At 66.0% G+C, this 24,458-nt stretch carries 21 protein-coding genes and 1 pseudogene; 19 read left to right on the top strand and 3 right to left on the bottom strand.

Going from position 1 to position 24,458, the window contains the following annotated elements; genetic code table 11:
- Positions 1-78 precede the first annotated feature (78 nt).
- Entirely contained in the window at positions 79-1,167 is a 1,089-nt protein-coding gene (locus CRO39_RS05675; RefSeq protein WP_217991836.1) for a M23 family metallopeptidase, read from the top strand.
- A 259-nt stretch (positions 1,168-1,426) separates the two neighbouring features.
- Positions 1,427-1,927 (top strand): REP-associated tyrosine transposase, encoded by a 501-nt coding sequence (locus CRO39_RS05680; RefSeq protein ID WP_097120914.1) that lies wholly within the window; start codon positions 1,427-1,429, stop codon positions 1,925-1,927.
- 280 nt (positions 1,928-2,207) lie between these two features.
- On the opposite strand, the gene CRO39_RS05685 is transcribed toward CRO39_RS05680, so the two are convergent.
- The gene (locus tag CRO39_RS05685) at positions 2,208-2,915 is read right to left on the bottom strand and encodes a hydrolase (protein WP_202926240.1); all 708 of its coding nucleotides are present in this window, start codon (positions 2,913-2,915) and stop codon (positions 2,208-2,210) included.
- Positions 2,916-3,062: 147 nt separating this feature from the next.
- On the opposite strand from CRO39_RS05685, the gene CRO39_RS05690 reads away from it, so the two are divergent.
- The 4 genes from CRO39_RS05690 (at position 3,063) to CRO39_RS05705 (ending at position 6,434) form a co-directional block, all read left to right on the top strand.
- Positions 3,063-3,956 (top strand): LysR family transcriptional regulator, encoded by an 894-nt coding sequence (locus CRO39_RS05690; RefSeq protein ID WP_097120916.1) that lies wholly within the window; start codon positions 3,063-3,065, stop codon positions 3,954-3,956.
- A gap of 195 nt (positions 3,957-4,151) precedes the next feature.
- Positions 4,152-5,090: a DUF2059 domain-containing protein gene (locus tag CRO39_RS05695; RefSeq protein WP_097120917.1), complete on the top strand. Its 939-nt coding sequence runs from the start codon at positions 4,152-4,154 to the stop codon at positions 5,088-5,090.
- Between the two features lie 194 nt (positions 5,091-5,284).
- A complete protein-coding gene (locus CRO39_RS05700; RefSeq protein WP_097120918.1) occupies positions 5,285-5,677 on the top strand; it encodes a VOC family protein in 393 nt (130 codons plus the stop codon).
- 19 nt (positions 5,678-5,696) lie between these two features.
- Positions 5,697-6,434 carry a DUF2242 domain-containing protein gene (locus CRO39_RS05705; protein WP_162125643.1) on the top strand — a complete coding sequence of 246 codons (738 nt, stop codon included), beginning with the start codon at positions 5,697-5,699 and terminating at the stop codon, positions 6,432-6,434.
- Positions 6,435-6,538: 104 nt separating this feature from the next.
- Here the strand turns inward: CRO39_RS05705 and CRO39_RS05710 are convergent, their stop codons facing one another.
- Positions 6,539-6,877: a hypothetical protein gene (locus tag CRO39_RS05710; RefSeq protein WP_141400732.1), complete on the bottom strand. Its 339-nt coding sequence runs from the start codon at positions 6,875-6,877 to the stop codon at positions 6,539-6,541.
- A gap of 259 nt (positions 6,878-7,136) precedes the next feature.
- Between CRO39_RS05710 and CRO39_RS05720 the strand changes: the two genes are divergently transcribed.
- The 7 genes and pseudogenes from CRO39_RS05720 (at position 7,137) to CRO39_RS05750 (ending at position 12,708) form a co-directional block, all read left to right on the top strand.
- Positions 7,137-7,559 carry a helix-turn-helix domain-containing protein gene (locus CRO39_RS05720; protein ID WP_097120922.1) on the top strand — a complete coding sequence of 141 codons (423 nt, stop codon included), beginning with the start codon at positions 7,137-7,139 and terminating at the stop codon, positions 7,557-7,559.
- A 159-nt stretch (positions 7,560-7,718) separates the two neighbouring features.
- A complete protein-coding gene (locus CRO39_RS05725; RefSeq protein WP_097120923.1) occupies positions 7,719-8,603 on the top strand; it encodes a TolB family protein in 885 nt (294 codons plus the stop codon).
- A 66-nt stretch (positions 8,604-8,669) separates the two neighbouring features.
- Positions 8,670-8,981 carry a hypothetical protein gene (locus CRO39_RS05730; RefSeq protein WP_097120924.1) on the top strand — a complete coding sequence of 104 codons (312 nt, stop codon included), beginning with the start codon at positions 8,670-8,672 and terminating at the stop codon, positions 8,979-8,981.
- 240 nt (positions 8,982-9,221) lie between these two features.
- Positions 9,222-9,425: pseudogene (locus CRO39_RS21330) on the top strand (helix-turn-helix domain-containing protein); the annotation flags it as partial.
- A 208-nt stretch (positions 9,426-9,633) separates the two neighbouring features.
- Positions 9,634-12,039, top strand: coding sequence for a glycosyl hydrolase family 95 catalytic domain-containing protein (locus CRO39_RS05740; RefSeq protein ID WP_097120925.1), 2,406 nt, complete (start codon positions 9,634-9,636; stop codon positions 12,037-12,039).
- A 139-nt stretch (positions 12,040-12,178) separates the two neighbouring features.
- Positions 12,179-12,391 (top strand): hypothetical protein, encoded by a 213-nt coding sequence (locus CRO39_RS05745; RefSeq protein ID WP_097120926.1) that lies wholly within the window; start codon positions 12,179-12,181, stop codon positions 12,389-12,391.
- Complete coding sequence (locus CRO39_RS05750) at positions 12,388-12,708, top strand: DUF2242 domain-containing protein (protein WP_097120927.1); 321 nt, start codon at positions 12,388-12,390, stop codon at positions 12,706-12,708. Before CRO39_RS05745 ends, CRO39_RS05750 begins: the two co-directional genes overlap by 4 nt.
- 379 nt (positions 12,709-13,087) lie before the next feature.
- Here the strand turns inward: CRO39_RS05750 and CRO39_RS05755 are convergent, their stop codons facing one another.
- On the bottom strand, positions 13,088-13,726 hold the full coding sequence (locus CRO39_RS05755) for a TetR/AcrR family transcriptional regulator (protein WP_097120928.1): 639 nt from the start codon (positions 13,724-13,726) through the stop codon (positions 13,088-13,090).
- A 135-nt stretch (positions 13,727-13,861) separates the two neighbouring features.
- Here CRO39_RS05755 and CRO39_RS05760 point away from each other — a divergent pair, with 135 nt between their 5' ends.
- The 6 genes from CRO39_RS05760 to rbbA all read left to right on the top strand — a co-directional run bounded on the left by CRO39_RS05760 (position 13,862) and on the right by rbbA (position 24,458).
- Positions 13,862-15,040 carry an efflux RND transporter periplasmic adaptor subunit gene (locus CRO39_RS05760; protein WP_102047685.1) on the top strand — a complete coding sequence of 393 codons (1,179 nt, stop codon included), beginning with the start codon at positions 13,862-13,864 and terminating at the stop codon, positions 15,038-15,040.
- Positions 15,041-15,055: 15 nt separating this feature from the next.
- Positions 15,056-18,202 carry an efflux RND transporter permease subunit gene (locus CRO39_RS05765; protein ID WP_097120929.1) on the top strand — a complete coding sequence of 1,049 codons (3,147 nt, stop codon included), beginning with the start codon at positions 15,056-15,058 and terminating at the stop codon, positions 18,200-18,202.
- A gap of 1 nt (position 18,203) precedes the next feature.
- Positions 18,204-19,664, top strand: coding sequence for an efflux transporter outer membrane subunit (locus CRO39_RS05770; RefSeq protein WP_097120930.1), 1,461 nt, complete (start codon positions 18,204-18,206; stop codon positions 19,662-19,664).
- Entirely contained in the window at positions 19,661-20,332 is a 672-nt protein-coding gene (locus CRO39_RS05775; RefSeq protein ID WP_162125642.1) for a TetR/AcrR family transcriptional regulator, read from the top strand. The genes CRO39_RS05770 and CRO39_RS05775 overlap by 4 nt, the downstream gene beginning before the upstream one ends.
- A 326-nt stretch (positions 20,333-20,658) precedes the next feature.
- Complete coding sequence (locus tag CRO39_RS05780; protein WP_097120932.1) at positions 20,659-21,732, top strand: HlyD family secretion protein; 1,074 nt, start codon at positions 20,659-20,661, stop codon at positions 21,730-21,732.
- A complete protein-coding gene (rbbA, locus tag CRO39_RS05785; protein ID WP_238394489.1) occupies positions 21,729-24,458 on the top strand; it encodes a ribosome-associated ATPase/putative transporter RbbA in 2,730 nt (909 codons plus the stop codon). The genes CRO39_RS05780 and rbbA overlap by 4 nt, the downstream gene beginning before the upstream one ends.

Below are 24,458 nucleotides of genomic sequence, written 5' to 3' on the forward strand. Positions count from 1 at the left end.
CGAGGAACCCCGATGAAGACATCCCTTCGCAAGCAACGCATATGTTGGCTGCTTCTCTGCCTGTTACCCGCCGCCGCAATGGCGCAGTCCGGAATCCAGGAGTCCTTCGACCTGAGCGTGCCGGTGCCGCCAACGCCGGTCGCCATCGATGGGCAGGCGCGTCTGTTCTATGAGCTGCACCTGGCCAATTTCTCGCGGCGGCCGCTGGACCCGGTGCGCGTCGAAGTGCTGGATGCGGCGTCCGGCAAGGCGCTGGCGGCTTTCGAGGGCGAAGCCCTGGAGCGGCAACTGGACCGCTCGGGCCTGCAATGGCGTGCGGAAGCACTGGCCCCGATCGAGCCCGGACGGCGCGGCATCGTCTTTTTCGAACTGGCCTTCCCGCCGGGCGAATCCGCCCCGCGCGCGCTCAGGCACCGCGTCGACTACCGCGCTGTCGAGGGTGAGGCCTCCATAGCGCAGGTGGAAGGCGCGCCGGTTGCGGTAGCGGGGGATGTGGCGATGGCGTTGGGGCCACCGCTGCGCGGCGGTCCCTGGGTTGCCATCTACGACCCGGCTTGGGAGCGCGGCCACCGCCGCGTGATCTACGCCATCGACGGCAAGGCGCGCATGCCGGGACGCTTTGCGGTCGATTGGGTGAAACTGGATGCCGATGGCCGCAAGTCGGACCGTTCGAGCGGCCTTGCCGGCGATGCCTACAGTCACGGGGAAGATGTGTTGGCGGTCGCTGACGGTGTTGTGGCGGATGTGCGCAACGACCTGCCGGAACGGCGTCGCCTGGGCGAGCGATCGGATCACTCGCTGGACACCGGCAGCGGCAACTTCGTTTCGCTGGACCTGGGCGGCGGGCGCTTCGCCTTCTACGGCCACCTGCGCCCAGGCAGTGTGCGCGTGGCTCCCGGGCAGCGCGTGCGCAAGGGACAGAAGATCGCCGAGGTCGGTTTCACCGGCAGCGCTTCCGATCCGCAACTGCATTTCAACCTGGCCGACGGACCCACCGCACTGGGTGGCGAAGGACTGCCGTTCGCCATCGAACGGTTCCGCGCGCTGGGCGGCTACGAAAGCATCGATGGCGTCGGAAAAACTCCCTGGACGCCGCGCAGCGACGGCCAGGAAGTACGGCAGCGCGAATTGCCGGCAGGCATTAGCGTGGTGGTGTTTCCGGACTAGCGTCCGCATTCGCGGTTGCAGCCAGTCCGGGTAACCCCGGATTTGAGCCGGGGGCATCCGGAGTGCTCTACACGTCACCCTTCCGTTTCCCGGGTGCGGCCGTTGGCCTTACCCGGGCTACACCGTTGGACGAAGCAAGTAGCCCGGGTAACCCCGGACTTGATCCGGGGGCACCCGGGGTGATTCACACGGGAAAACCAAGTTCTCCGGCGCGACCTCTGGTATAGCTTACGTAGACCGCGTCGGGTAACCTCGGCCCATGGTCGGATATCGCCGCAATCGGATTGCAGGCGCAACGTACTTCTTCACCGTAACGTTGCGCGACCGCAGGAGCGACCTGCTTGTCCGTGAGATAGACGCGCTGCGCGATGCGTGGCGGGCGGCGGCACGCCGCGTACCGCATACCGTGATCGCTGCGGCGGTCCTGCCGGAGCATCTGCATGCCGTCATCCGCATGGAGGATGATGCGGCCAATTACCCGCGCCTGTGGCAGGACATCAAGAAGGGATTCACCCGGCGCACCTCCGAACCGGGTTCCCCGTCCGCGTGGCAACCGCGGTATTGGGAACGCACCGTGCGCGATGAAGAAGAGCTACAAGCCCTCGTTGACTACGTACATATCAACCCGGTGAAACATGGGTTGGTCGGCGCGGTGGCGGAATGGCCGTATTCCACCTTCCATCGCTACGTGAGCAATGGTTGGTTGCCGTTGGACTGGGCGGCGGCGCCTGATGTTGGTGGAAGGTTTGGCGAACGTTGAGACATCCCCGGGTGCCCCCGGATCACGTCCGGGGTTACCCGGGCTACGAGTTGCTTGCGGTGTGCTGCTTGAGCATGTCGGTGAGCGTAGCCCGGGTAAGGCCAACGGCCGCACCCGGGGTGTTTTACACATCACGCTCCAGTAACCGGGTGCCTCCGTATCCCAGGGTTACCCGGGCTACTGGCTAATCAATCCTGGTGCGAGGGGATGGCGGGGGCTCGACAAGCCATCGGTATTTTCTTGCGATGCCTCGCACGATGTTCCCGTCATCCCGCCTGGGTCAGCCTGCGGCGCCCGGCACCGGTGTGTTAAGCAGTTGCTGCTCCCATAGGTAGGCGATGCCGCTGCCTGCCGCGTGCTGGATCACCACATCGTTCAATGCCACCGCGGTTTCGCTCCGGGCCCAGTCGCGTTGCCACTCCGATGCCAGCGCCAGCCAGGTCATGAGGTTCACGCCAGCTGCGGCCATGCGCTGGATCGCCACCTCGTGCGCCTCGACCGAGGTTGCCCCCGAAGCGTCGGTCACCACGGTTACATCCCAGCCTTCGCCCGCGGCCTGGATTGCCGGCATCGCCACGCAGATCTCGGTCCACAGCCCAGCGATGATCAGTTGCTTGCGGCCGGTCGCCTTCACGGCATCCACCACCTTCTTGTCTTCCCAGGTATTGATGAAGGTGCGGTCGATCACTTCCTGGTCGGGAAACACATTGGTGATTTGCGGAAAGATCTTGCCGCCCCGGTCTTCGACCACGCTGGTCAGGATGGTGGGGACGCCGAAGACCTTCGCCGCCTTGGCCAGGCCCGCCGCATTGTTGACGGCCATGTGCGGGTCGTGACTGTTGAGATTGCTGAGTTGGTAGGGCTGGTGGTCGATCAGCACCAGTACCGAATCTTCGGGCCGAAGAAGCGAATCAAGGCCGTTTCGAAACGTCATGGGGATATCCTTACTGTTGTCGCGGGGAGGGGGGATATGCGGCGAGGCACGCACCCACGAATGCGCTGCCTGGGGGCCAAACCTTGTCACTCCCGGCCGCACGGCGGTAGGGCCTTTTTGTGCCAAGCTGTGTCGCAGATCCGGCAACGCCGGACTGGCTATCCTTGTGTCACGCTGTATCGCAAAACCGGGAACCTCAGGTTGGATATCGAAGCGCTGCGGACATTCGTGGAAGTCGCCGACGCAGGGGGAGTTTCGCCCGCCGCGCGCCGGCTGGGGGTTTCCAAGTCGATCGTCAGCCGGCAGCTCGCCCGGCTGGAAGCCGAACTCGGTATCCAGCTGCTTGCACGCACCACCCGCGGCGCTGCCCTGACCGAAGCGGGGCTCACATTCCGGGACCATGCGGCCAGGGCCTGTGCCGAGATGGATGCGGCCATGGACGCGCTCCTGCCCTCGGGTGAGTTGCGCGGTCGCTTGCGGATTGCCGCGCCGCTTTCTTTCGGCCCGACTCACTTCGCTCCCGTGTTCGCGGAAATGGCGCGGCGTCACCCGCAGCTGCACGTCCATACCGCCTACAGCGACCGTTTCGTCGATATCGTCGCAGAGGGTTTCGATTGCGCGATCCGGGTTGGCTACCTGCCCGATTCCAGCTTGATCGCAAGATGCGTGGGGCCGCTTCACGGAAAGCTGGTCGCAAGTCCGGACTATGTCAAAGCGCACGGCGCTCCCGAAACGCCGAAGGACCTGGCCGCCCATGAGGCGCTGATGCAGGGAACGGAAACCTGGCAGTTCATGGATGGCGACGAGGTCGTCACGGCGCATCCACGGGGGCGCTTCAAGGCCGACAACGGTACGGCGCTCATTTCCGCCGCCGTTGCAGGGCTCGGCATCGCCTGGCTTCCCGATGGCCTCACCAATGAGTACCTGGCCTCCGGCGCGCTTGTCCCGGTCATGACGCGCTATCCGCCCCCGCCGGCAGGCATCTATGTCGTCCGCCCGCCAGGCCGGCATCCGGCACGCAAGGTACGGGTGCTCACCGATATGCTGATCGAGTGCTTCGAACCGTTTCCGCAGCTTGCGGATGTTGAGCGTTAGCGTTTCCTATTCCCTGTTCCCCGAGTGCGGTCGTTGGCCTAACCAGGGTTACTGGCTGCCTGACATGGCATAGTTCCCCTGCACGCGCGCCCGGGCCGCACCGGGAAATCGGGGAACGCAAGGACAGGGACTGAAACCTGTCAGGCATACCGGGCCGCCTGAATCGTTGGCGCGCACACCAACAGAAGGGGACGTATGTTCAAGCAAGGGATTAAGCGCAACGGCATGTTGGCGGCGTGCCTGCTGACAGGAGTGGCGGTGACGCCGCCTGCCCTCGCGACGGAAGCGCTGCAAGGTAAACGGCTTTCCGATGCCATGGGGGTCGCCCAGGCGTTCCAGGACAGCATCGCCGTATGCCGGGAGCAGATGGAGAAGTACGACATCGAGCAGACCTATGCCGCGAACCCGGAGCTGCTGGGTGGGATCAGGCCCGGCGAACCGGAGTGGCCGGCAGCGGCAGCACTCTATGGCGACATGATGAAAGCTGGTTGTGACTACGATCAGGCAGTGTCGGAGGATGCCTTTGCGCGCACCTTGCAGGAAGAGTTGTCAGGCGACGACATCGATGCCCTGGTGGCATTCTATGGTAGCGACCTGGGCGCACGCTTCCGCGAAGCATCGCTGACGGCCAACGTTGCCGCCAACCGCGCGACCACGACGAAGGTCGACGACGCGGAAGTCTACAAGGCGTTCAACGAGAAACTGCAAGCCCTGCTGGCAAGCAGGCCAGCGCCCGCCGAAAGCAGCCGTGTGGTGGGCTCGGTGCAGGCACTGCCGACGGCAGATGCCGCCGTCGCGCTGTCGGATCGCATCATGCAGGACGTGGCGGCGGGAAGGGTTGCCGAGGGATTCGAGCTAGGCTTCCCGCATGTTGTCGTGACCCGAGAGCAACTGGATACTTTCGTCGTCCAGGTCACGAAGCAACAGGACTCATGGGACGACCGCTTCGGCAAGAGCATCGGTTACGAACTGCTGCGGAACGACACGGTCGGTGATTCCATGATCAGGGCGGTATTCCTGCACCGGTTCGACCAACATGCCATCGTCTGGTGGTTCTTGTGGTACCGCGGATCGCAAGGGTGGGTGCTCAGTCGCTTTGCCTTCGTCGAGGATTCGACGACTCTGTTCCGCTGACTGTAAGTTCCTGCGGCACGAAGGAACCACAGCCAGCGTGGATCGTAGGCTGGGTTGATAAAGCCAACCCAGGCTGCGCGCCGTTGGCGGTTCCGCCCTACGGGGCTTGGGGTCGAATCACGTAGACTCGCGGCCTTATGGAACCGGCGGGCGCGAGTCGGCTTGGTTGGCGTCATCTCACTACGGGAGCGAACATGTTCAATCACATCGTGGTCGGCTCGAACGACATCGAGCGTTCGAAGCGATTCTATGGGGCGGTGCTTGGCGTGCTTGGGGTGGGCGAGCCGTTCCAGCACCGGGCGCCGTCCGGTCATCTGCGCCTGTTCTACCGCCACGACGGCAACACCTTCTGCGTCAGCCAGCCTATCAACGACGAGCCGGCCACTTGCGCCAACGGCGGCACCATCGGCTTCAAGTGCGGTTCGGCCGAGCAGGCGCAGCGGTTCCACGATGTGGCGGTGGCGTCCGGCGGCGTGTCCATCGAAGCGCCGCCGGGGCTGCGCGAAAGCGACCTGGGAAGCATGTATCTGGCCTATGTGCGCGACCCGGACGGCAACAAGCTCTGCGCCATTTACCGCCCGCGCTGACGGGCGCCGCCGGCGCGGCATGAAGGTAGCCGGATTCGGCTGGATCCGCGCGTTCAGACGCCTTGCACGCCGCTGTGGCTACACTCGGGGCGCACTCCAAAACCGCGCATCCGCCATGTCCTTCGCCAGATTGCCCTGCCCATCCATCGCGCTCGCCATCGTACTGGTCTCTTCGTTGGCCGCCTGCGGCCTGAACCGGAGCAAGGAGCCGCCGCCGCCGTTGGGCGAAACCTACGGCGCCGAGGACACATACTCGCGCAGCTATGCGGTAGCGCCAACCCTGGCCTGCGAGGCCGCGCGGCGGGCGTTTCTGGGACAGGGCTATGTGATCGGCAAGATGACCCCTGAATCGGTGGAGGCGATAAAGAATTTCCAGCCCGAGTCCGACGTGCACACCCAGCTCAAGGTGCTTGCAACCTGCGTCCCGCGCTCTGGCGGCGGCGCTATCGTCTTCATCAACGCGGTACAGGACCGTTACGCGCTCAAGTCGCAATCCAGCTCGGCCAGCGTTGGTGTGAGCATGATCGGCTCGGTGTCGCTGCCGGTGCCCATGGGCGGCAGCAATACCAACCTGGTGCGGGTGGGCAGCAATACCGTGCAGAACCAGGACTTCTACCGCCGCCTGTTCGACCGCGTGACGTTCTACCTGCCGGGCACGCCGGCCGACGCGCCGCCCGCGCCGGAGCCGGAAGGTCCGCCGGATCCGGTTACGCAGGAACCGCAAGCCCCCACAGGGCAAAACCCGCCCGGCGGATGAGCCGCTTCGCGGGCGGAGGGCTGCGTAACGTCCCGAAGACGTTGAAACCCGACACCGGCAGCGGAACCGCCGATGGCGGTCCCGCCGCGCGTTGCTGCTGCGGATTACGATGACTTCGCCTCGCCATCCAGATCGCGGTCTGACAGGATTTTCATGTCTTCCGGAAGATCCAGTGCGTCGAATTGCTTCTGGACGGATTCCAGCAACGCCTTTTGCGGGCGTTCCGACAAGGTTTGCGCAAGCGCGTCGATCGTGGCCAGGACTTGCAGATCGTGCGCCAGCTCCGGCCGTATCCCTTCACCGCGTAGCCACGGCGGATCCGGCCGCGGCGGCAACTCGAAGAAGCGCTCGAACCACACGATGATCGGGATTCTGATCCACCTCAGACAGCGCTTTGTCCTTGGGTCGCGGAAAATGCATATCCAGCGCCATGCAATGATCATGATGACCTCCTATGTCGAGCGGACATTCGCTCATGAGAAGTCACGTGCCGTTGGCAGGAAATCGGCTACCAAAGGTTGCCGTTCGTCGGTCGAAACCGCGTTTACCACGTAAAGCGCTGCTCTCCCAACTGCCGCGATGCGCACGGAGCCATGTGGCGGCGGTGCCCGGCGACAGACGGTAAGCCTCGCTTTACAGGATTGGATTAGCGTTGCTTTCCAATCAGTTCGGCTAACCACAGGACTTGCAAGGAGGTGACCTATGATGAATTTGCCGATGAGAATCCGGCGCGCACGCAACCTGTCCAGGATCACGCAGTCGGAGCTGGCCAATCGCCTCAACATCAAGCGAAGCGCGGTGAGTCAGTGGGAGAACGCGGCGGGAACGACGCCGAGCGTCTCGCACTTGATCCGGATTGCGCTGGAAACGGACGTCAGTTTCGAGTGGCTGGCCACCGGGCGAGGCACGGCGCGCTCAGCACTGGAGGGGAGCGGCGAGGCTGTCATCCTCAAGGACTTCGCGCAGGACGAGCTTGAGAGTCGCGGACTGGTTGCGCTGGGTCGATTGTCCCAGCCAAAGAAGCGCGTCGCCGTTGCCATCATCGAACTGCTGAGCGGCGTCATTGCCGTCGACCCCGCAAGAGCGGGGTCAGGTGTTGAGGTTTCCCCTCGTTTTCCTTCGTAGGACTTGGCTGGCCACGGTGCGCGGGGTGGCCGGCATGCGCCTTGAGCAGAGCGCGGCATGTATTGAAATCAGTTCAAGCCTGCCTTGCGGAATGTTTGCTTCCTGCCGACCGCAGGGTTGTCTAACGTCCTGGCCGGATTGCCACCCCAGAGAAACGACATGCTGCTGCGCTGCCTGCTACTGCTCGTCATCACCAGCCTTGCACCTGCCTGCCATGCCAAAGCGAACCGGCATGGCGGCGAGACAACCGCGCCGGTGCGTTGGACGCCGCCCACGCTGTCCACCGACCAGTACGAGTCCTCGCCGACGTTCTCGCCCGATGGCCGCGAGTTGTTCTTCTTCCGCGCGGATCGCCAGTTCGATAATTACCGCTTGCTGCATTCGCGTTGCGAAGGCGGGCAATGGAGGTCTCCGCAGGAGCCGCCGTTCGCCGCCGCCGCCGGGGTGCTGGAAACCGACCCCGCTTTCAGCCCCGATGGCCAGCGCCTGTATTACGGCAGCGCCCGGCACAATGGCGAGGACCTGGATATCTGGAAAGCGGAGCGTGGCGCCGACGGGCGATGGAGCCAGCCGCAGCGTCTGCCGGAACCGGTCAACAGCCCATACACGGAGTTGCTGCCGCGCGAGTTGCCCGATGGCCGGCTGTTGTTCGGTTCCAACCGTCCCGGCGGTCCGGGCGGCCGCGATCTCTACTTCGCGATTCCTCAGGCCGATGGACGCTGGCACGTGGAGCCGCTGCCTGCACCGCCAAACTCCGCGCACGACGAATACGAAGCCGAGCTGTCGCAAGACGGCAAGGTGATGGTGGTGGTGGCCAACCGCGGCGAACGCTCGCACCTGTATGTATACGACCGCATCGGCGAAGATTGGCGCGAACGCGGCCGCGTGCCCGCACGCGAGGATGTGTTCCAGGTCGGCCCGCTGCTGTCTCCGGACGGCAAGCGGCTGCTGTTTGCGCAGGCCGATGGCGGAGATTCCGGCGAACTGTTCCTGATCGACCTGAAGCCGGGCGCGAATCCGGCGTGGCCGCCGGCATGCGAGTAGGTAACCCACCCGCCGCCTGGTGTGCCCTGCACGCCCCACGCGGGCGCCAGGCTCTACAATCCCGCAATGAACTACCAGCTCATCATCAAGTTCTGGCGCGCGTCGCTGGCGGACGAAGCATTCCTGGCGACGATAGAGGCCGATCTGAAGCGGGCATTGGGCGATGCCGTCGAGCTGGAGGGCTACGACGTAAGCCCGAAAGAGATCAATCTCTTCATGCTGACGCCCGAGCCGCGGGACTCCTTCCGGCGCGCGCGAAGCGTGCTGGAAGACAAGGGCATCTTGCACGGTTTGTCGGCCGCTTACCGTCTGGTCGGTGGAGCAAGTTTCACCTCGCTGTGGCCGCTGCGCTCCACGCGCAAGTTCAAGCTCCCGTAGCGCGTCCTGCCATCTGAAGGACGCAGGGCGGTTGAACAGTTGGAGAAGGTGGAGCAACCCGTAGGGCGGAACCCGCGCAGCGGATTCCGCCACGGACATACGTCCCGCGGCCACTACAGTGGGCATGCAAGATGCGGTGCGTTTGTCGTGGCCGTGGCGATCATGCATATGCCTGTGCTGGCTCCGTAACAACCCGCCATTCAACCAGGGCTCCTGCGGGTCAGCGCTATACTCGCGACCATGAGCATTCGCGCCCCGTCGCCCCGTCCGTTCGGCGAACAACTGCGTGACTGGCGCCAGCGCCGTTACCTTTCCCAGCTCGATCTGGCGCACCTGGCAGGGATTTCGCCGCGGCACATGAGCTTTATCGAGACCGGACGCTCGGTTCCCAGCCGCGCGGTGGTGCTGCGACTGTCCGACCGCCTCGAGGTTCCGCTGCGCGAGCGCAACCAGTTGCTGCTCGCCGCCGGGTACGCGCCGCTGTACCGCGAGAACCGGCTGGACGATGCCGCCATGGCTACCGCGCGCCGTGACACAGGGGTCAGGTTCGATTTTCTTGCAGACATGCTTCCCTGGCTGACGCGCGACAGGTACAAAGGCGCTTCTGCCCATCGTTGCGACCACGCGCGGGGCGCCGACTGGAGCCGATACGATGAGCGATTTCACAAGGGCGGCGGCCAATGCGTCGCGGCGTGCGTTTCTCAAGCACTCTGGCGTCGTTGCCGCCATCCTGCCGCTGCTGGGCCTGCCGGCGTTCGCGCGCACGCGCGCTGTTCCCGTGCGCCCGGCCGTCTCGCCGCTGCTGCCGGCGGCGCAGGCGCTGCGGATGCCCTATGACAGCCCCGCCAACGAGGCCGAGGTACTGCGGCAAGGACTGCCCATCGGCAACGGCCGGCTGGGTGCGCTGGTTGGCGGCGCACCCGACCGCGACTTCCTGTACCTGTCCGATGCCAGCCTGTGGACCGGGGGCCGCAACGATGTGCTCGATGCGCAAGGCCAGTTCCCCTACGAGAAGGACAACTTTGGCAGCTTCGTGATGCTGGCCAGGCTGTATCTCGAACTCGACGGACATGCACCGGCACAATTGCGCGACTACTGGCGCGAGCTGGACCTCAGCAACGGCTGCATGCGCGTGGGCTACACGCTGGGTGGTGCGCAATTCACCCGTACCGCGTTTGCCAGCCATCCTGACGACGCCATCGTCATGCAGCTGAGTCAGCGCGGCGGCGGCCGCCACAGCGGCCGACTGCAATTGGTCAGTGCGCACGCTGCAGCGGTGAGCAGCGATGCAAGCGGGCAACTGGGGTTTTCCGGCGTGCTGGGCAACGGCCTTCGCCATGGGGCCTGCGTGCAGTTGAGCGCCGCTGACGGCAGTGTGGAAGCGCATGGCGACACCCTGCACTTTCGCGACTGCAGCGCGCTGAGCATCGTGGTGTGCGGCGGCAGCAACTATGTGCCCGACCTGGCCAGGGACTTCCGGGACCCGGACATGGACCCGCAGGCGGTGGCCAGGCAGCGCTGTGCGGCGGTGGCTCAGGTCGCGCCCGATGCGTTGCTGTACACCCATGTGGCCGACTACCGCGCTCTGTTCGGCACCCTGCAGGTGGACCTGGGCCGTTCCCGTCCGGCGCAACGCGCGCTCGACACCTGGCAGCGGCTGCAGGCGCGCAGCGCTGCGGCGCCGGACCCGGAACTGGAGGCGCTGTATCTGCAGTTTGGCCGCTACCTGACCATCGCCGCGTCGCGCGACGGGCTGCCGATCAATCTGCAGGGGCTGTGGCTGGAGAACAACGATCCGCCATGGATGAGCGACTACCACAACGACGTCAATCTGCAGATGAATTACTGGCTGGCAGACCAGGCTGGATTGGGCGCGTGCTTCGACGCGCTCACCCGCTATTGCCTGGCCCAATTGCCGGCATGGACGCAGATCACCCAGGCCCACTTCAACGACCCGCGCAATCGCTTCCGCAACACCTCCGGCAAAGTCGCCGGTTGGACCGTGGCGATCTCGACAAACCCATTCGGCGGCAACGGTTGGTACTGGCACCCGGCTGGCAACGCCTGGCTGTGCGACAGCCTGTGGCAGCACTACGAATACAGCCAGGACCGCGCCTACCTGGCGCGGATCTACCCGTTGCTCAAGGGCGCCTGCGAATTCTGGCAAGCGCGGCTGATTGAGCTGGAGGTGACCGGCGCCGATGGCCGCCCGCAGCAACGCCTGGTCGACGACTACGACTGGTCGCCCGAGCACGGCCCGGAAAACGCGCGCGGCATCGCCTATGCGCAGGAACTGGCATGGAACCTGTTTGGGCAATACCGCCAGGCCAGCGCATTGCTCGACCGCGATGCCGCCTACGCCGCAACCATCGCCGAACTGCAACAGCGGCTGTACCTGCCGGAAATCAGTCCGGTCACTGGACAGCTGCAGGAATGGATGTCGCCCGATGACCTGGGCGAAGACCGGCACCGTCACTTGTCGCCGCTGATGGGGCTGTTTCCCGGCCATCGTCTGCACCCGGACCTGGCGCCACACGAGCAGGTCGCGGCCGCGCGCAAACTGCTGGAAGCGCGCGGGATGGACAGCTTTGGCTGGGCCTGCGCCTGGCGCGCGCTGTGCTGGGCAAGGCTGGGCGATGGCGAGCGCGCCTATGCGCTGGTCAACACCAACTTGAAGCCATCGGTCGTTCACAGCAACGGCACTGCGCCGAACTTCTTCGACATCTACGACCTCAGCCAGCATGGCGACCCCTCGCTCGGCGGGGTGTTCCAGATCGATGCCAATTTCGGCACCCCCGCGGCGATGCTGGAGATGTTGCTGTATTCGCGGCCTGGCCACATCCGGCTGCTCCCGGCGCTGCCGAAGGCCTGGGCCGAGCAGGGCCGGGTTACCGGCATCGCTGCGCGCGGCGGCTTTGTCGTGGATCTGGAGTGGCGAGGAGGCAAGGCGACCCGGATAGCGCTGCGCAGCATCGGCGGGACAGATACCGATCTGGTCTTCAACGGTCGATCGCAGCGCATCCGGCTAACGCCCGGCGCCGCCATCGACGTGCTTTGACCGGCGGTAGAGAAGGTCGGGCAGGAACGCGCCAGCGCTGGGAGGGGGAGACGCGCTTGTTGCAGTTGAAGCGGCGCGTTCAGATGCCTTGCACGCGGCGGCCGCTACACTCGGGCCGGTCTTGAACCCGCGCAGCCCCATGTCCCTCGTCAAGTTTCTCTGGCCATCCATCGCCCTCGCCGCGGCCCTGTCGCTGGCCGCCTGCGGTTCCGGCCGCAGCAAGGCCGAGGCGCCACCGCTGGGCGAGACCTTCGGTGCCGAGGACACCTATTCGCGCAGCTACCCGGTGGCGCCGGCCATCGCCTGCGAGGCCACGCGGCGCGCGCTGCTGGGACAGGGCTACAGTACATGATTGCCAAGCAGACCGTCGAGGCGGTGGAGGCGCTCAAGAACTTCCAGCCCGAGTCCGACGTGCACACCCAGCTCAAGGTGCTTGCAACCTGCGTCCCGCGCTCCGGCGGCGGCGCTATCGTCTTCATCAATGCGGTGGAGGACCGTTATGCGCTGAAGTCGCAGTCCAGTTCGGCCAGCGTGGGCGTGAGCATGATCGGCTCGGTGTCGCTGCCGGTCCCCATTGGCGGCAGCAACGCCAATCTGGTGCGGGTGGGCAGCAATACCGTGCAGAACCAGGACTTCTACCGCCGCCTGTTCGACCGCGTGACGTTCTAACTGCCGGGCACGCCGGCCGACGGTGTATCGCGCCCGCCCCCGCTGGAGCCAGAACCGGAAGGTCCGCCGGATCCGGTCAGACTGGAGCGGTAGGCTCCCGCAGGACAAAGCCCATGCGGCCGGACCGGGCATCCTGGTGGTGCCCGGCTAGCGTCGTGTCTCAGCCGCCACTGGTGATGCCGGCGGCCTTCAACAGCCGAATGGCGGGTAAAGCTGAGAGCCAGCTTGTGCTTGAAGGCGAAAAACAAAATGGATCCCAGCGTTCGCGGGGATGACGAGCAATAGCCGAGACACGACGCTAATCGGCACCGGTCATCGGCTTTGGCGGTTTGGCTGGCGCCGGTCCGGTCCCAAAACCGTAGCTGCGCAGATAAGGTGGCTATTGGCAGGCCGGATCGCCAGCGGTCTGGACGGCCGCAGGCGCGTAGCCGGCAAAGAAGGTCTGCAGGGCCCGTTGTGTCGCCTCGCGCAGATACGCGTTGGAAGGCGCCTTGAGCAATCCGAACAGACGGGGCATGAGCGTTTCGGATTCGAGCAATGCGTGCAGGTGGCGGGCGGCCATCATCGGGTCGGATTGCCGCAGCCGACCCAGATCCATCTGCCGCTGCAGGAAATCGGCGACGTGCTGCATGCCCTTTTTCGGGCCCGTCTCGAAGAACAGTGCACCCACATCGGAGCGGCCCGCAACGCCGATGATGGTCTGCCACATCTGCACCGACTGTTCGTTGCACAGGAAACCCAGCGTGTCCTCGCCAAAGCGCTGCAGCGCCGTCGGCAGGTCTTCGGTAGTTTCCTGCAGCGTCATCAGCACCGGTTGGAAAAACCGTTCCGCCACGCTGTGGGCCACCGCGACGAAGAGCTCCTCCTTGGAAGGGAAGTAGCCATACAGCGTGCGCTTGGAACCGCCCGCGCGGGTCGCGATTTGCGACATCGAGGCGCCCTCGAACCCTGCCTCCAGGAAGACCTCGGCGGCAGCTTCGATAATCGCCTCGCGTTTGGCTTCTGTCCGGACGCGCATCAGCCTGACCTCGAATGGGGCCTTAAGTATACCGATGTGGGCAGAAATGATTGACAGCCCGAAAATCGACTATTAGGATACCGAACCGTACCGTTTAGTCGTGTTCTGTTCCGTATTCCTGCCCGGAGAGCCCCCATGCGTCCTGTCGTCCCGTTCCACCTGCCTTTGGCCGCCCTGGCGGCCTGCCTGCTGTTGAGCGCCTGCGGCGCCCCGCCCGGAGGTGCGCCGCCCGAGGAGGGCACTCCGCAGATGGGGGTCATGACCGTCAGCGCGCAGCCGGTCACGTTGACCACCGAACTGCCTGGGCGGACGGTTCCCTACCTGATTGCCGAAGTCAGGCCCCAGGTCGGTGGCATCATCCAGGCGCGCAAGTTCAGGGAAGGCAGCGACGTCAAGGCGGGTCAGACGCTGTACCAGATCGACCCGGCCACCTACCGGGCCGCGTACGACAGCAGCGTTGCGGCCCTGGCCAAGGCCCAGGCCAACTTGCGCACCACGCAACTGAAAGCCGACCGCTACAAGGACCTGGTGGCGATCTCGGCCGTCAGCCAACAGGATTACGACGATGCCACCGCCGCGCTGGGGCAGGCCGTGGCGGACGTCTCGGCGGCCAAGGCCAACGTGGAAAGCACGCGCATCAACCTTGCCTACGCGCGGGTCGATGCCCCGATCTCGGGGCGCATTGGCAAATCCAGCGTGACCCCCGGCGCGCTGGTGACCGCCAGCCAAGCCAACCCGCTGGCCACCGTCCAGCAACTGGACCCCATTTACGTTGACGTCACCCAATCCAGCGCCTCGCTGCTCAAGCTCAGGCAGGCCATGGCCCAGGGCGATCTGGAAACAGCCGGGACCGGCGCGGCCAAGGTTCGCCTGGTGATGGAGGACGGCAGCACCTATCCGCGGGAGGGCCGCCTGGAGTTTTCCGACGTGACCGTGGACCAGAACACCGGCTCGATCACGCTGCGCGCCGTGTTTCCGAACCCGGATGCCGATCTGCTGCCAGGCATGTATGTGAAGGCGGTCGTGCAGGAGGGCGTGAAAGGGCGGGGGATACTGGTGCCGCAGCAGGCAGTTTTGCGCAATGGCGCAGGCAAGCCGACGGCCTTTGTCGTCGCAGCCGATGGCAAGCTGCAACTGCGCGTGCTGGAAACCGAGCGCACGGTCGGCGACCAGTGGCTGGTGCGCAGCGGCCTGAAGCCGGGCGAGGTGCTGGTGGTCGATGGCCTGCCGCGCGCGCGCGATGGCATCGAGGTCAAGACCGTGCCCTGGCAGCCCCGTGGCGACAAGTCCGCCGCCGTTGGCGCCCAACGCTAAGGACGCCTGACCGCCATGGCACGTTTCTTCATCGATCGCCCGATCTTCGCGTGGGTGCTGGCCATTGTCGTGATGCTGGCCGGCATCCTGTCCATCACCATCCTGCCTATCGCCCAGTACCCGGCCATCGCGCCGCCAGCCGTTTCCATCACCGCCAACTACCCTGGCGCTTCGGCGCAGACCCTGGAAGACACGGTCACCCAGGTCATCGAGCAGAAAATGAAGGGCCTGGACCGGCTCAGCTACATGGCCTCCACCAGCGAGTCCAGCGGCCAGGCCACCATCACCCTGACGTTCGAAAACGGCACCGACCCGGACACCGCGCAGGTACAGGTGCAGAACAAGCTGTCGCTGGCCACCCCGTTGCTTCCGCAGGAAGTGCAGCAGCAGGGCGTGACCGTCACCAAGTCCGCCTCCAACTTCCTCAATGTGCTGGCCTTCACCTCCGAAGACGGCAGCATGAACGAGTCGGACCTGTCGGACTACGTGGCGGCCAACGTGCAGGAAGCGATCAGCCGCGTCGAGGGCGTGGGCGATACCACGCTGTTCGGTTCGCAGTACTCGATGCGGGTGTGGCTGGATCCCGACAGGCTCACCAGTTTCAACCTGACACCGCTGGACGTCAGCGCCGCCATCCAGGCGCAGAATGCGCAGGTGTCGGCCGGCCAGCTCGGCGCGCTGCCGGCGGCGGCCAACCAGCAGATCAACGCCACCATCACCGCCCAGACCCGGCTGCGGACCGCCGCGGAGTTCGAGGACATCCTGCTGCGCACGCAGTCGGACGGTTCGCAGGTGCGCCTGCGCGATGTGGCGCGCATAGAGCTGGGCAGCGAAAGCTACAACACCGCCGCCCGCTACAACGGCAAGCCGGCCGCCGGCCTTGCCATCAAGTTGGCGTCCGGCGCCAACGCGCTGGACACGGTGCGCGGCATCGACGCCAAGATCGATGAGCTTGAGCCATTCTTCCCGCCGGGCATGAATGTGCAGAAGCCCTACGACACCACGCCGTTCGTGCGCATCTCCATCGAGGAGGTCGTGCGCACGCTGGTCGAGGCGGTGCTGCTGGTGTTCCTGGTGATGTACCTGTTCCTGCAGAACTTCCGCGCCACGCTGATCCCGACCATCGCCGTGCCGGTGGTGCTGCTGGGCACCTTTGGGGTGCTGGCCGCGTTCGGGTTCACCATCAACACGCTGACCATGTTTGCGATGGTGCTGGCGATCGGCCTGCTGGTGGACGATGCGATCGTGGTGGTGGAGAACGTGGAGCGGGTGATGGCCGAGGACGGCCTGCCGCCGAAGGAGGCCACGCGCAAGTCGATGGGGCAGATTACCGGCGCGCTGGTCGGCGTGGCCCTGGTGCTGGCTGCGGTGTTCGTGCCGATGGCGTTCTTCGGCGGCTCCACCGGCGTGATCTATCGCCAGTTCTCGATCACGATCGTCTCGGCGATGACATTGTCGGTGCTGGTGGCGATGGTGCTGACTCCGGCGCTGTGCGCGACCCTGCTCAAGCCGATCGCGCCAGGCCATCATGAGAAGAAGGGGTTCTTCGGCTGGTTCAACCGCATGTTCGACCGCAGCAACCAGCGTTACCAGGGCGGAGTGCGGCACATGCTGGGCAGGAAGCGGCGCTACATGCTGGTGTTCGCGGCGATGCTGGCGCTGGTGGCGGCAGGATTCACCAAGCTGCCGGTCGGCTTCCTGCCGGATGAGGACCAGGGCACGCTGTTCGGACTGGTGCAACTGCCGCCGGGCGCCACCCATGCGCGCACGCTTGCGGTGATCGAGCAGATCGAGCACCACTTCCTGGTGGATCAGCAGGATTCGGTCGATGGCATGTTTGCGGTGCCTGGCTTCAGCTTTGCCGGCAGCGGACAGAATGTTGCGCTGCTGTTCGTGAAGCTAAAACCGTGGGACGAGCGCACCCGCGAGGATCAGAGCGTGACCGGCGTTGCGGCCAAGGCCGGCGCGTTCTTCGCCACCCTCCGCGATGCCAAGGCGTTCGCGTTTGCGCCGCCGGCGGTGTCGGAACTGGGCAACGCCACCGGTTTCGACCTGATGCTGCAGGACCGCGCCAACCTCGGTCACGCCGCGCTGATGCAGGCGCGCGACCAGTTGCTGGCCGAGCTGTCCAAGGACAAGCGGCTGGTGGCGGTGCGCCCCAACGGCCAGGAGGACGCGCCGGAGTTCAAGCTGGAGATCGACCCGCACAAGGCGGAGTCGATGGGCGTGTCGATCGACGACATCAACAACACCTTCTCCGCCGCCTGGGGTAGCCGCTACGTCAACGACTTCATCGACAAGGGCCGCGTCAAGAAGGTGATGATGCAGGCCGACGCCCGGTTCCGGATGGTGCCGGAGGACATCGACCGCTGGTATGTGCGCAACAGCGCCGGCGAGATGGTGGCGTTCACCTCGTTCGCTACCGCCCACTGGTCTTCCGGCTCGCCGCGTCTGGAACGCTACAACGGCATGCCGTCGGTCGAGATCCTGGGCATGGCGATGCCTGGCGCGGCGTCGAGCGGCGAGGCGCTGGCCATCGTCGAGGCGGCCGTGGCCAAGCTGCCCCCAGGCATCGGCTACGAATGGACTGGGCTGTCGCGGCAGGAGAAGGCCTCCACCGGCCAGACCGGCATGCTCTACACGCTGTCGATCCTGATCGTGTTCCTGTGCCTGGCGGCGCTGTACGAGAGTTGGTCGATTCCGTTCTCGGTGATCCTGGTGGTGCCGCTGGGCGTGCTGGGCGCGCTGGTCGGCGCATTCCTGACCTGGAAAATGAACGATGTGTACTTCCAGGTGGGTCTGTTGACCACGATCGGCCTGGCCTGCAAGAACGCGATCCTGATCGTGGAGTTCGCAAAGGAACTGCACGAGAGCGGCAAGAGCTTGGTCGAGTCCGCATTGGAGGCCGCACGCATGCGCCTGCGGCCGATCCTGATGACCTCGCTGGCGTTCGTCCTTGGCGTGCTGCCGCTGGTGCTGAGCAGCGGCGCCGGCGCCGGTGCGCAGAACGCATTGGGTACCGCGGTGATCGGCGGCATGCTGTCGGGCACGATCCTGGCGGTCTTCTTCGTGCCGCTGTTCTTCGTGATCGTCTGCGGCCTTTTCAAGCGCGGTGTCGGCGTGGAAGCGAGCGCGGCAACGTCGGTGCCGCAGGGAGCCTGAGATGATCCGCATATCCATGACACCCGTTGCCCTGGCGATGGCCGCCCTGCTGGCCGGTTGCAGCCTGATGCCGGCCTACCAACGCCCCGCTTTTCCCGCGCCGGAAGCGTTCACCGGCGATAGCGGGGCCGTGGGTGCCGTCCCGGTGGCCGACATCGGTTGGCGCGAAGTGTTCACCGATAGCCGGCTGCAGCAGGTCATCGAGTTGGCGTTGGCCAACAACCGGGACCTGCGCGTCGCCGCGCTCAACATCGAGCAGGCGCGTGCGCAGTACCGGGTGCAGCGCGCGGCCCTGGCCCCGGACCTGGAAGGGGTGGCCAGCGGAACCGGAAGCCGTACCCCGGGCGATCTGTCGGCCAGCGGCCAGCCGGCGGTGTCGCACAGTTACAGCGCCACCCTCGGCTTCAGCGGCTATGAGTTGGATCTGTTCGGCCGCGTGCGCAGCCTGAAGGAACAAGCGCTGCAACAATACCTGTCCACCGCCGAGGCGCGCCGCAGCGCGCATATCAGTCTTGTCGCGGAAATCGCCACGGCCTACCTCAGCCTGGCCGCAGACCAGGATCTGCTGAAGCTGGCGCAGGACACCCTGGCCAGCCAGAGCGCCAGCTATCGCCTGCAGCAGCGCAGTTTCGAACTGGGCGCGACCTCGGCGCTGACCCTGCGGCAAGCGCAGACCACCGTGGAGAGCGCGCGGGTGGACGTGCAGCGCTACACCGCACAAGTGGCCCAGGATCGCAATGCGCTGACGTTGCTTGCCGGAACGGAGCTGCCGAGCGACCTGTTGCCGACCACGCTGCCGGACACGGCAAGCGCCGATGCGAACCTGCTGGCCAACATTCCTGCGGGCCTGCCATCGGAATTGCTGCAGCGCAGGCCCGACATCCTGGAAGCCGAGCGGAACCTGCAGGCCGCCAACGCCAATATCGGAGCCGCTCGGGCGGCGTTCTACCCCAGCATCAGCCTGACCGCCAGCGCGGGCAGCGCCAGCGCAGGGTTGAGCGATCTGTTCGGCGGCGGGACTGGCAGTTGGAGCTTTGTGCCCCGCCTATCGCTGCCGATCTTCAATGGAGGACGCAACCGCGCCAATCTTGATGTCGCCACTGTCAGCCGCGACATCGAAGTGGCGCGCTATGAGAAGGTCATCCAGACCGCTTTTCGCGAGGTGTCCGATGCGCTTGCCCAGCGCAGCGCGCTGGCGCGGCAGCTTGAGGCGCAGCAAGCGCTGGTGGATGCCTCCGCCGACAGCTACCGCTTGTCGATGGCGCGTTTCCAGCGAGGCATCGACGGCTACCAGGACGCTTTGCAGGCGCAGCGCTCGCTCTACAGTGCCGAACAGGCGCTGATCAATACCCGGCTATCGCGTTTGACCAACCTGGCAACCTGCTACAAGGCCATGGGCGGAGGATGGAGCGAAATGGGCCCGGCGCAGGATGCGTTGGCAGCTTCGGGCCGCCAGCGGTGACCTGCGGCAGGCGCAATGGCAGGGACGCCGGCGGGAGCGATGCCGGCACGGCCAGCGGCAAGCGGCTCGCCGTCCTGAGGGCAGCGCAACGGCTGATCGCCAGCAATGGTCTGGAGCTGGCCAGCATGGACGCGGTCGCCAGGTGCGCGGGCGTGTCCAAAGCGACGGTTTACGCCTATTTCCGCAGCAAGGATGCGCTGTTCAGGACGGCGCTGGACGACATGATCCGCGGGATTCCGGATCCGCGGGAGTCGTTGTCCGCTCTGGGCGGCTCGCTGCATGCGCGGCTGACGGCGGCGGCCCAGGTCATCCTTGATCTCGCCACCGCGCCAACGGCAAAAGGCCTGCACCGTGCGCCGACCGCTTCAAGGCGGGTTTCCCTGCGCCGCGCCAGTAGGTACTGGGACATCTGTTTTGGGCGCTATGACAAGGCGATGCAGGAATTCCTCAAACGCGAAACGGCCCGGGGGCAACTTGCCATCTCGGACTATGCGCGCGCCTCTTCGCAGTTCTTGGGTTTGATTGCAGGCGCGCCTACGCTACGCGCACTGTTGATCGGCGAGCCATTGGTTCCCGGAACGGAGCTTTCGGCCCACGTCAATGATGCCGTGGGCCTGTTCATACGAGGCTATCAGCCAACGCCCGGACGCTGGCCAGGGTCGCAATAAGCGAATACGGCGCCTGCAGTCGCCATCGCGGCCAAAGTGGTGGCTTGAATCTCGCGCCGCGCCGGAGTCGCCGACCGCGACGGAAACCATCGGCTGCGCCGCCCGCCGCCCGCCGCCCGCCGCGCTCCAGAGCCGGATGGGCTTGGATTGATCGAGGTCAAGGTTCCACCGCTGCCGGCATGGGAGGCTGCACGTGTGTCGGCGCGGTCGTGCCGGAGATGCGCCTGCAAACACCGCACAATCGCGCTTCCATTCCGGTAAACCCGCATGTCCGGCCAGCCGCGGAGCGGCACCGCCTTGTCATACCGATTGCAACAAGGGTCACAATGGACAGGAAATACCGCACCTGGATCTTGCGCATCGCGGCCGTGGCGGTGGTGGTGGCCGTGGCCGTACCGGCCTGGCGCGCGATGCGGTCGCAGGGACCGGGCGAGGGATTTGTCAGCGGCAACGGCCGCATAGAGGCGACCGAGATCGATATTGCCGCCAAGACCGGCGGCCGCCTGCGCGAGGTGATGGTGGAGGAGGGCGAGTTCGTCGTCGCCGGCCAGCCGCTGGCGCGGATGGACACGCAGACCTTGCAGGCGCAGCGCGATGAAGCGGTGGCGCAACTGGCGCAGGCGCGGACCGCAGTGGCCACCGCGCGTTTCTACGTCACCCAGCAGCGCAGCCAGCACCAGGCCGCGGTCGCCACGGTGGCGCAGTACCAGGCCGCGCTGGATGCCGCGCGCCAGCGCCTGCAGCGCACCCGTTCGCTGGCGGCGCAGAGCCTGGTCTCGCAGCAGGCGCTGGACGATGCGGTGACCGAGCAGGCCAGCGCCATCGCCGCTCTGGCCACCGCGCGCGCGCAGACCGCGGCTGCCAGCGCGGCGATAGAAACCGCCGGCTCGCAGATGATCGGCGCGGAGTCGGCGGTCGATGCCGCCGCTGCCGTCATTGCGCGCATCGATGCCGAGATCGAAGACGCCACGCTGCGTTCGCCACGCGATGGCCGCGTGCAGTACCGCATCGCCCATACCGACGAAGTGCTGGGAGGCGGCGGCAAGGTACTGAACCTGGTGGATCTGTCCGACGTCTACATGACGTTCTTCCTGCCCGAAACCGTCGCCGGCAAGGTGGCGATGGGCGGCGACGTGCGCATCGTGCTGGATGCGGCACCGGAGTACGTGATTCCTGCCACGGTATCGTTCGTGGCCAGCACTGCCCAGTTCACGCCAAAGACGGTGGAAACGGCCAGCGAGCGGGAGAAACTGATGTTCCGGGTCAAGGCCAAGATCGATCGCGATCTGCTGAAAAAGCACATCGCCTACGTCAAGACCGGCGTGCCCGGCGTTGCCTGGCTGAAGATCGACGAGCAGGCGCAATGGCCGGCGGAACTGGCGGTGAGACTGCCCGAGTGAGCAGCGCCGCGCCTGCGCCGGTCGCGCGCCTGGAGCAGGTCTCGCTGCGCTACGGCAAGACGGTGGCGCTGGATGAGGTCGGCCTGGAAATCCCGGGCGGCTGCATGGCCGGCCTGATCGGGCCCGACGGCGTGGGCAAGTCCAGCCTGTTGGCGCTGGTGGCCGGCGCGCGCCGCATCCGCCAGGGCCAGGTGCAGGTACTGGGCGGCGACATGGCCAGCCGCCGCCACCGCGACCAGGTCTGTCCGCGCATCGCCTACATGCCGCAGGGGCTGGGCAGGAACCTGTACCCGACGCTGTCGGTGGAAGAGAACCTGCAGTTCTTCGGCCGCCTGTTCGGCCATGCCGCTGGCGAACGCCGCCGCCGCATCGACGAACTGACCCGCAGCACCGGCCTGTATCCGTTCCTGCAGCGTCCGGTGGGCAAGCTGTCCGGCGGCATGAAGCAGAAACTGGGCCTGTGCTGCGCGCTGATCCACGATCCGGATCTACTGATTCTGGACGAGCCGACCACCGGTGTGGACCCGCTGGCGCGCGCGCAGTTCTGGGAACTGATCGCGCGCATCCGCCGCGCGCGTCCGGACACGGCGGTGATCGTGGCCACCGCCTATATGGATGAAGCGCAGCGTTTCGACTGGCTGGCGGCGATGGACGCCGGCCGGGTGCTGGCCAGCGGAACGCCGGCGCAGCTGCTGGCGCAGACCGGGAGCCGGTCGCTGGAGGCCGCGTTCGTTGCGCTGTTGCCGGAAGAAAAGCGCCGCAATCATCGCCAGATTGTCATTCCGCCCTTGCAGGACGACGATCAGACCGTGGCGATCGAGGCCAAGGGCCTGACCATGCGCTTCGGCGATTTTGTCGCGGTGCAGGACGTGGACCTGCGCATCCGCCGCGGCGAGATCTTCGGCTTTCTCGGCTCCAACGGCTGCGGCAAGACCACCACGATGAAGATGCTGACCGGCCTGCTGCCGGCCAGCGCCGGCCAGGCCTGGTTGTTCGGCCACCTGGTGGACCCGAAGGACATCGCCACGCGTCGCCGCGTGGGCTACATGTCGCAGGCGTTCTCGCTGTACAGCGAGTTGACCGTGCTACAGAACCTGGTGCTGCACGCGCGGCTGTTCCAGGTGCCGGAGCCGGACATCCGGGCGCGTGTGGAGGAAATGGCGCAGCGTTTCGGTCTGGCGGCGGTGCGCGACGCGCTGCCGGACAGCCTGCCGCTGGGCATGCGCCAGCGGCTGTCGCTGGCGGTGGCGATGGTGCACAAGCCGGAACTGCTGATCCTGGACGAGCCGACCTCGGGCGTGGACCCGGTTGCGCGCGACGAGTTCTGGCGCTTGATGATCGAACTGGCGCGCAACGACCGGGTGACGATCTTCGTCTCCACCCATTTCATGAACGAGGCCGAGCGTTGCGACCGCATTTCGCTGATGCATGCCGGCCGCGTGCTGGCCAGCGGCACGCCGGCCGGGCTGACCCGGCAGCGCGGCGCGGCCACGCTGGAGCAGGCCTTCATCGGCTACCTGGAAGATTCCGGCGCGCGCGGCGAAGAGACGGCCGCGGACGTCTGGACCGAAGCGGCGGTGGGCGCGGCGCGGCGGCAGCGTTTCGATCCGCGCCGCGCCGGCAGCTATGCGCTGCGCGAAACGCTGGAACTGCGCCGCGACCCGGTGCGCGCGACATTGGCACTGGCCGGCAGCCTGATCCTGATGTTCATCATGGGCTACGGCATCAGCATGGACGTGGAGGATCTGACCTTTGCCGTGCTCGACCGCGACCAGACCGCGCTCAGCCGCAACTACGCGCTGAACCTGTCCGGCTCGCGCTATTTCATCGAACGCCCGGCGCTGGCCGACTATGCCGACCTGGACCGGCGCATGCGCAAGGGCGAACTGGCGCTGGCGCTGGAAATCCCGCCCGGCTTTGCGCGCGATCTGCAACGCGGCAATGCGGTACAGATAGGCGCCTGGATCGACGGCGCCATGCCCAGCCGCGCCGAGACCGTGCAGGGCTACGTGCAGGGCATGCACCAGAGCTGGCTGATCGATACCGCCCGCCACCGCTTGGGGCGGGAGGCCAGCGCCGGCGCCGCCACGGTCGAGACCCGCTTCCGCTACAACCCGGACATTCGAAGCTTGCCGGCGATGGTGCCGGCGGTGATCCCGATGCTGCTGATGATGATCCCGGCAATGCTGGCCGCGCTGTCGGTGGTGCGCGAAAAGGAACTGGGATCCATCGTCAATCTCTACGTCACCCCGGTCACCCGCAGCGAATTCCTGCTGGGCAAGCAGGCACCCTACGTTGCGCTGGCGATGCTCAACTTCCTGCTGATGACGCTGCTGGCGGTGACCGCGTTCGGCGTGCCGATCACCGGCAGCTTCGTCACGCTGGCGGCCGCCGCGCTGGCGTACACGGTCTGCGCCACCGGCCTTGGCCTGCTGGCATCGACCTTCACCCGCAGCCAGGTGGCAGCGATCTTCATGACCATGATCGGCACCATGATTCCGGTGATCCAGTACTCCGGCATGATCGATCCGGTGTCCTCGTTGGAGGGCGCAGGCGCGCTGATCGGCCGGATCTATCCGGCCACCCATTTCCTGACCATCAGCCGCGGGGTGTTCAACAAGGCGCTGGAATTCGGCGACCTGGCGTCCTCGTTCTGGCCGCTGTTGCTGGCCGTTCCGGTCATCATGGCGCTGGCCATCGCGCTGCTGAAGAAACAGGGCGACTAG

The sequence above is a fragment of the Pseudoxanthomonas wuyuanensis genome (genome assembly GCF_900215535.1).
Classification (GTDB): Bacteria; Pseudomonadota; Gammaproteobacteria; order Xanthomonadales; family Xanthomonadaceae; genus Pseudoxanthomonas_A; species Pseudoxanthomonas_A wuyuanensis.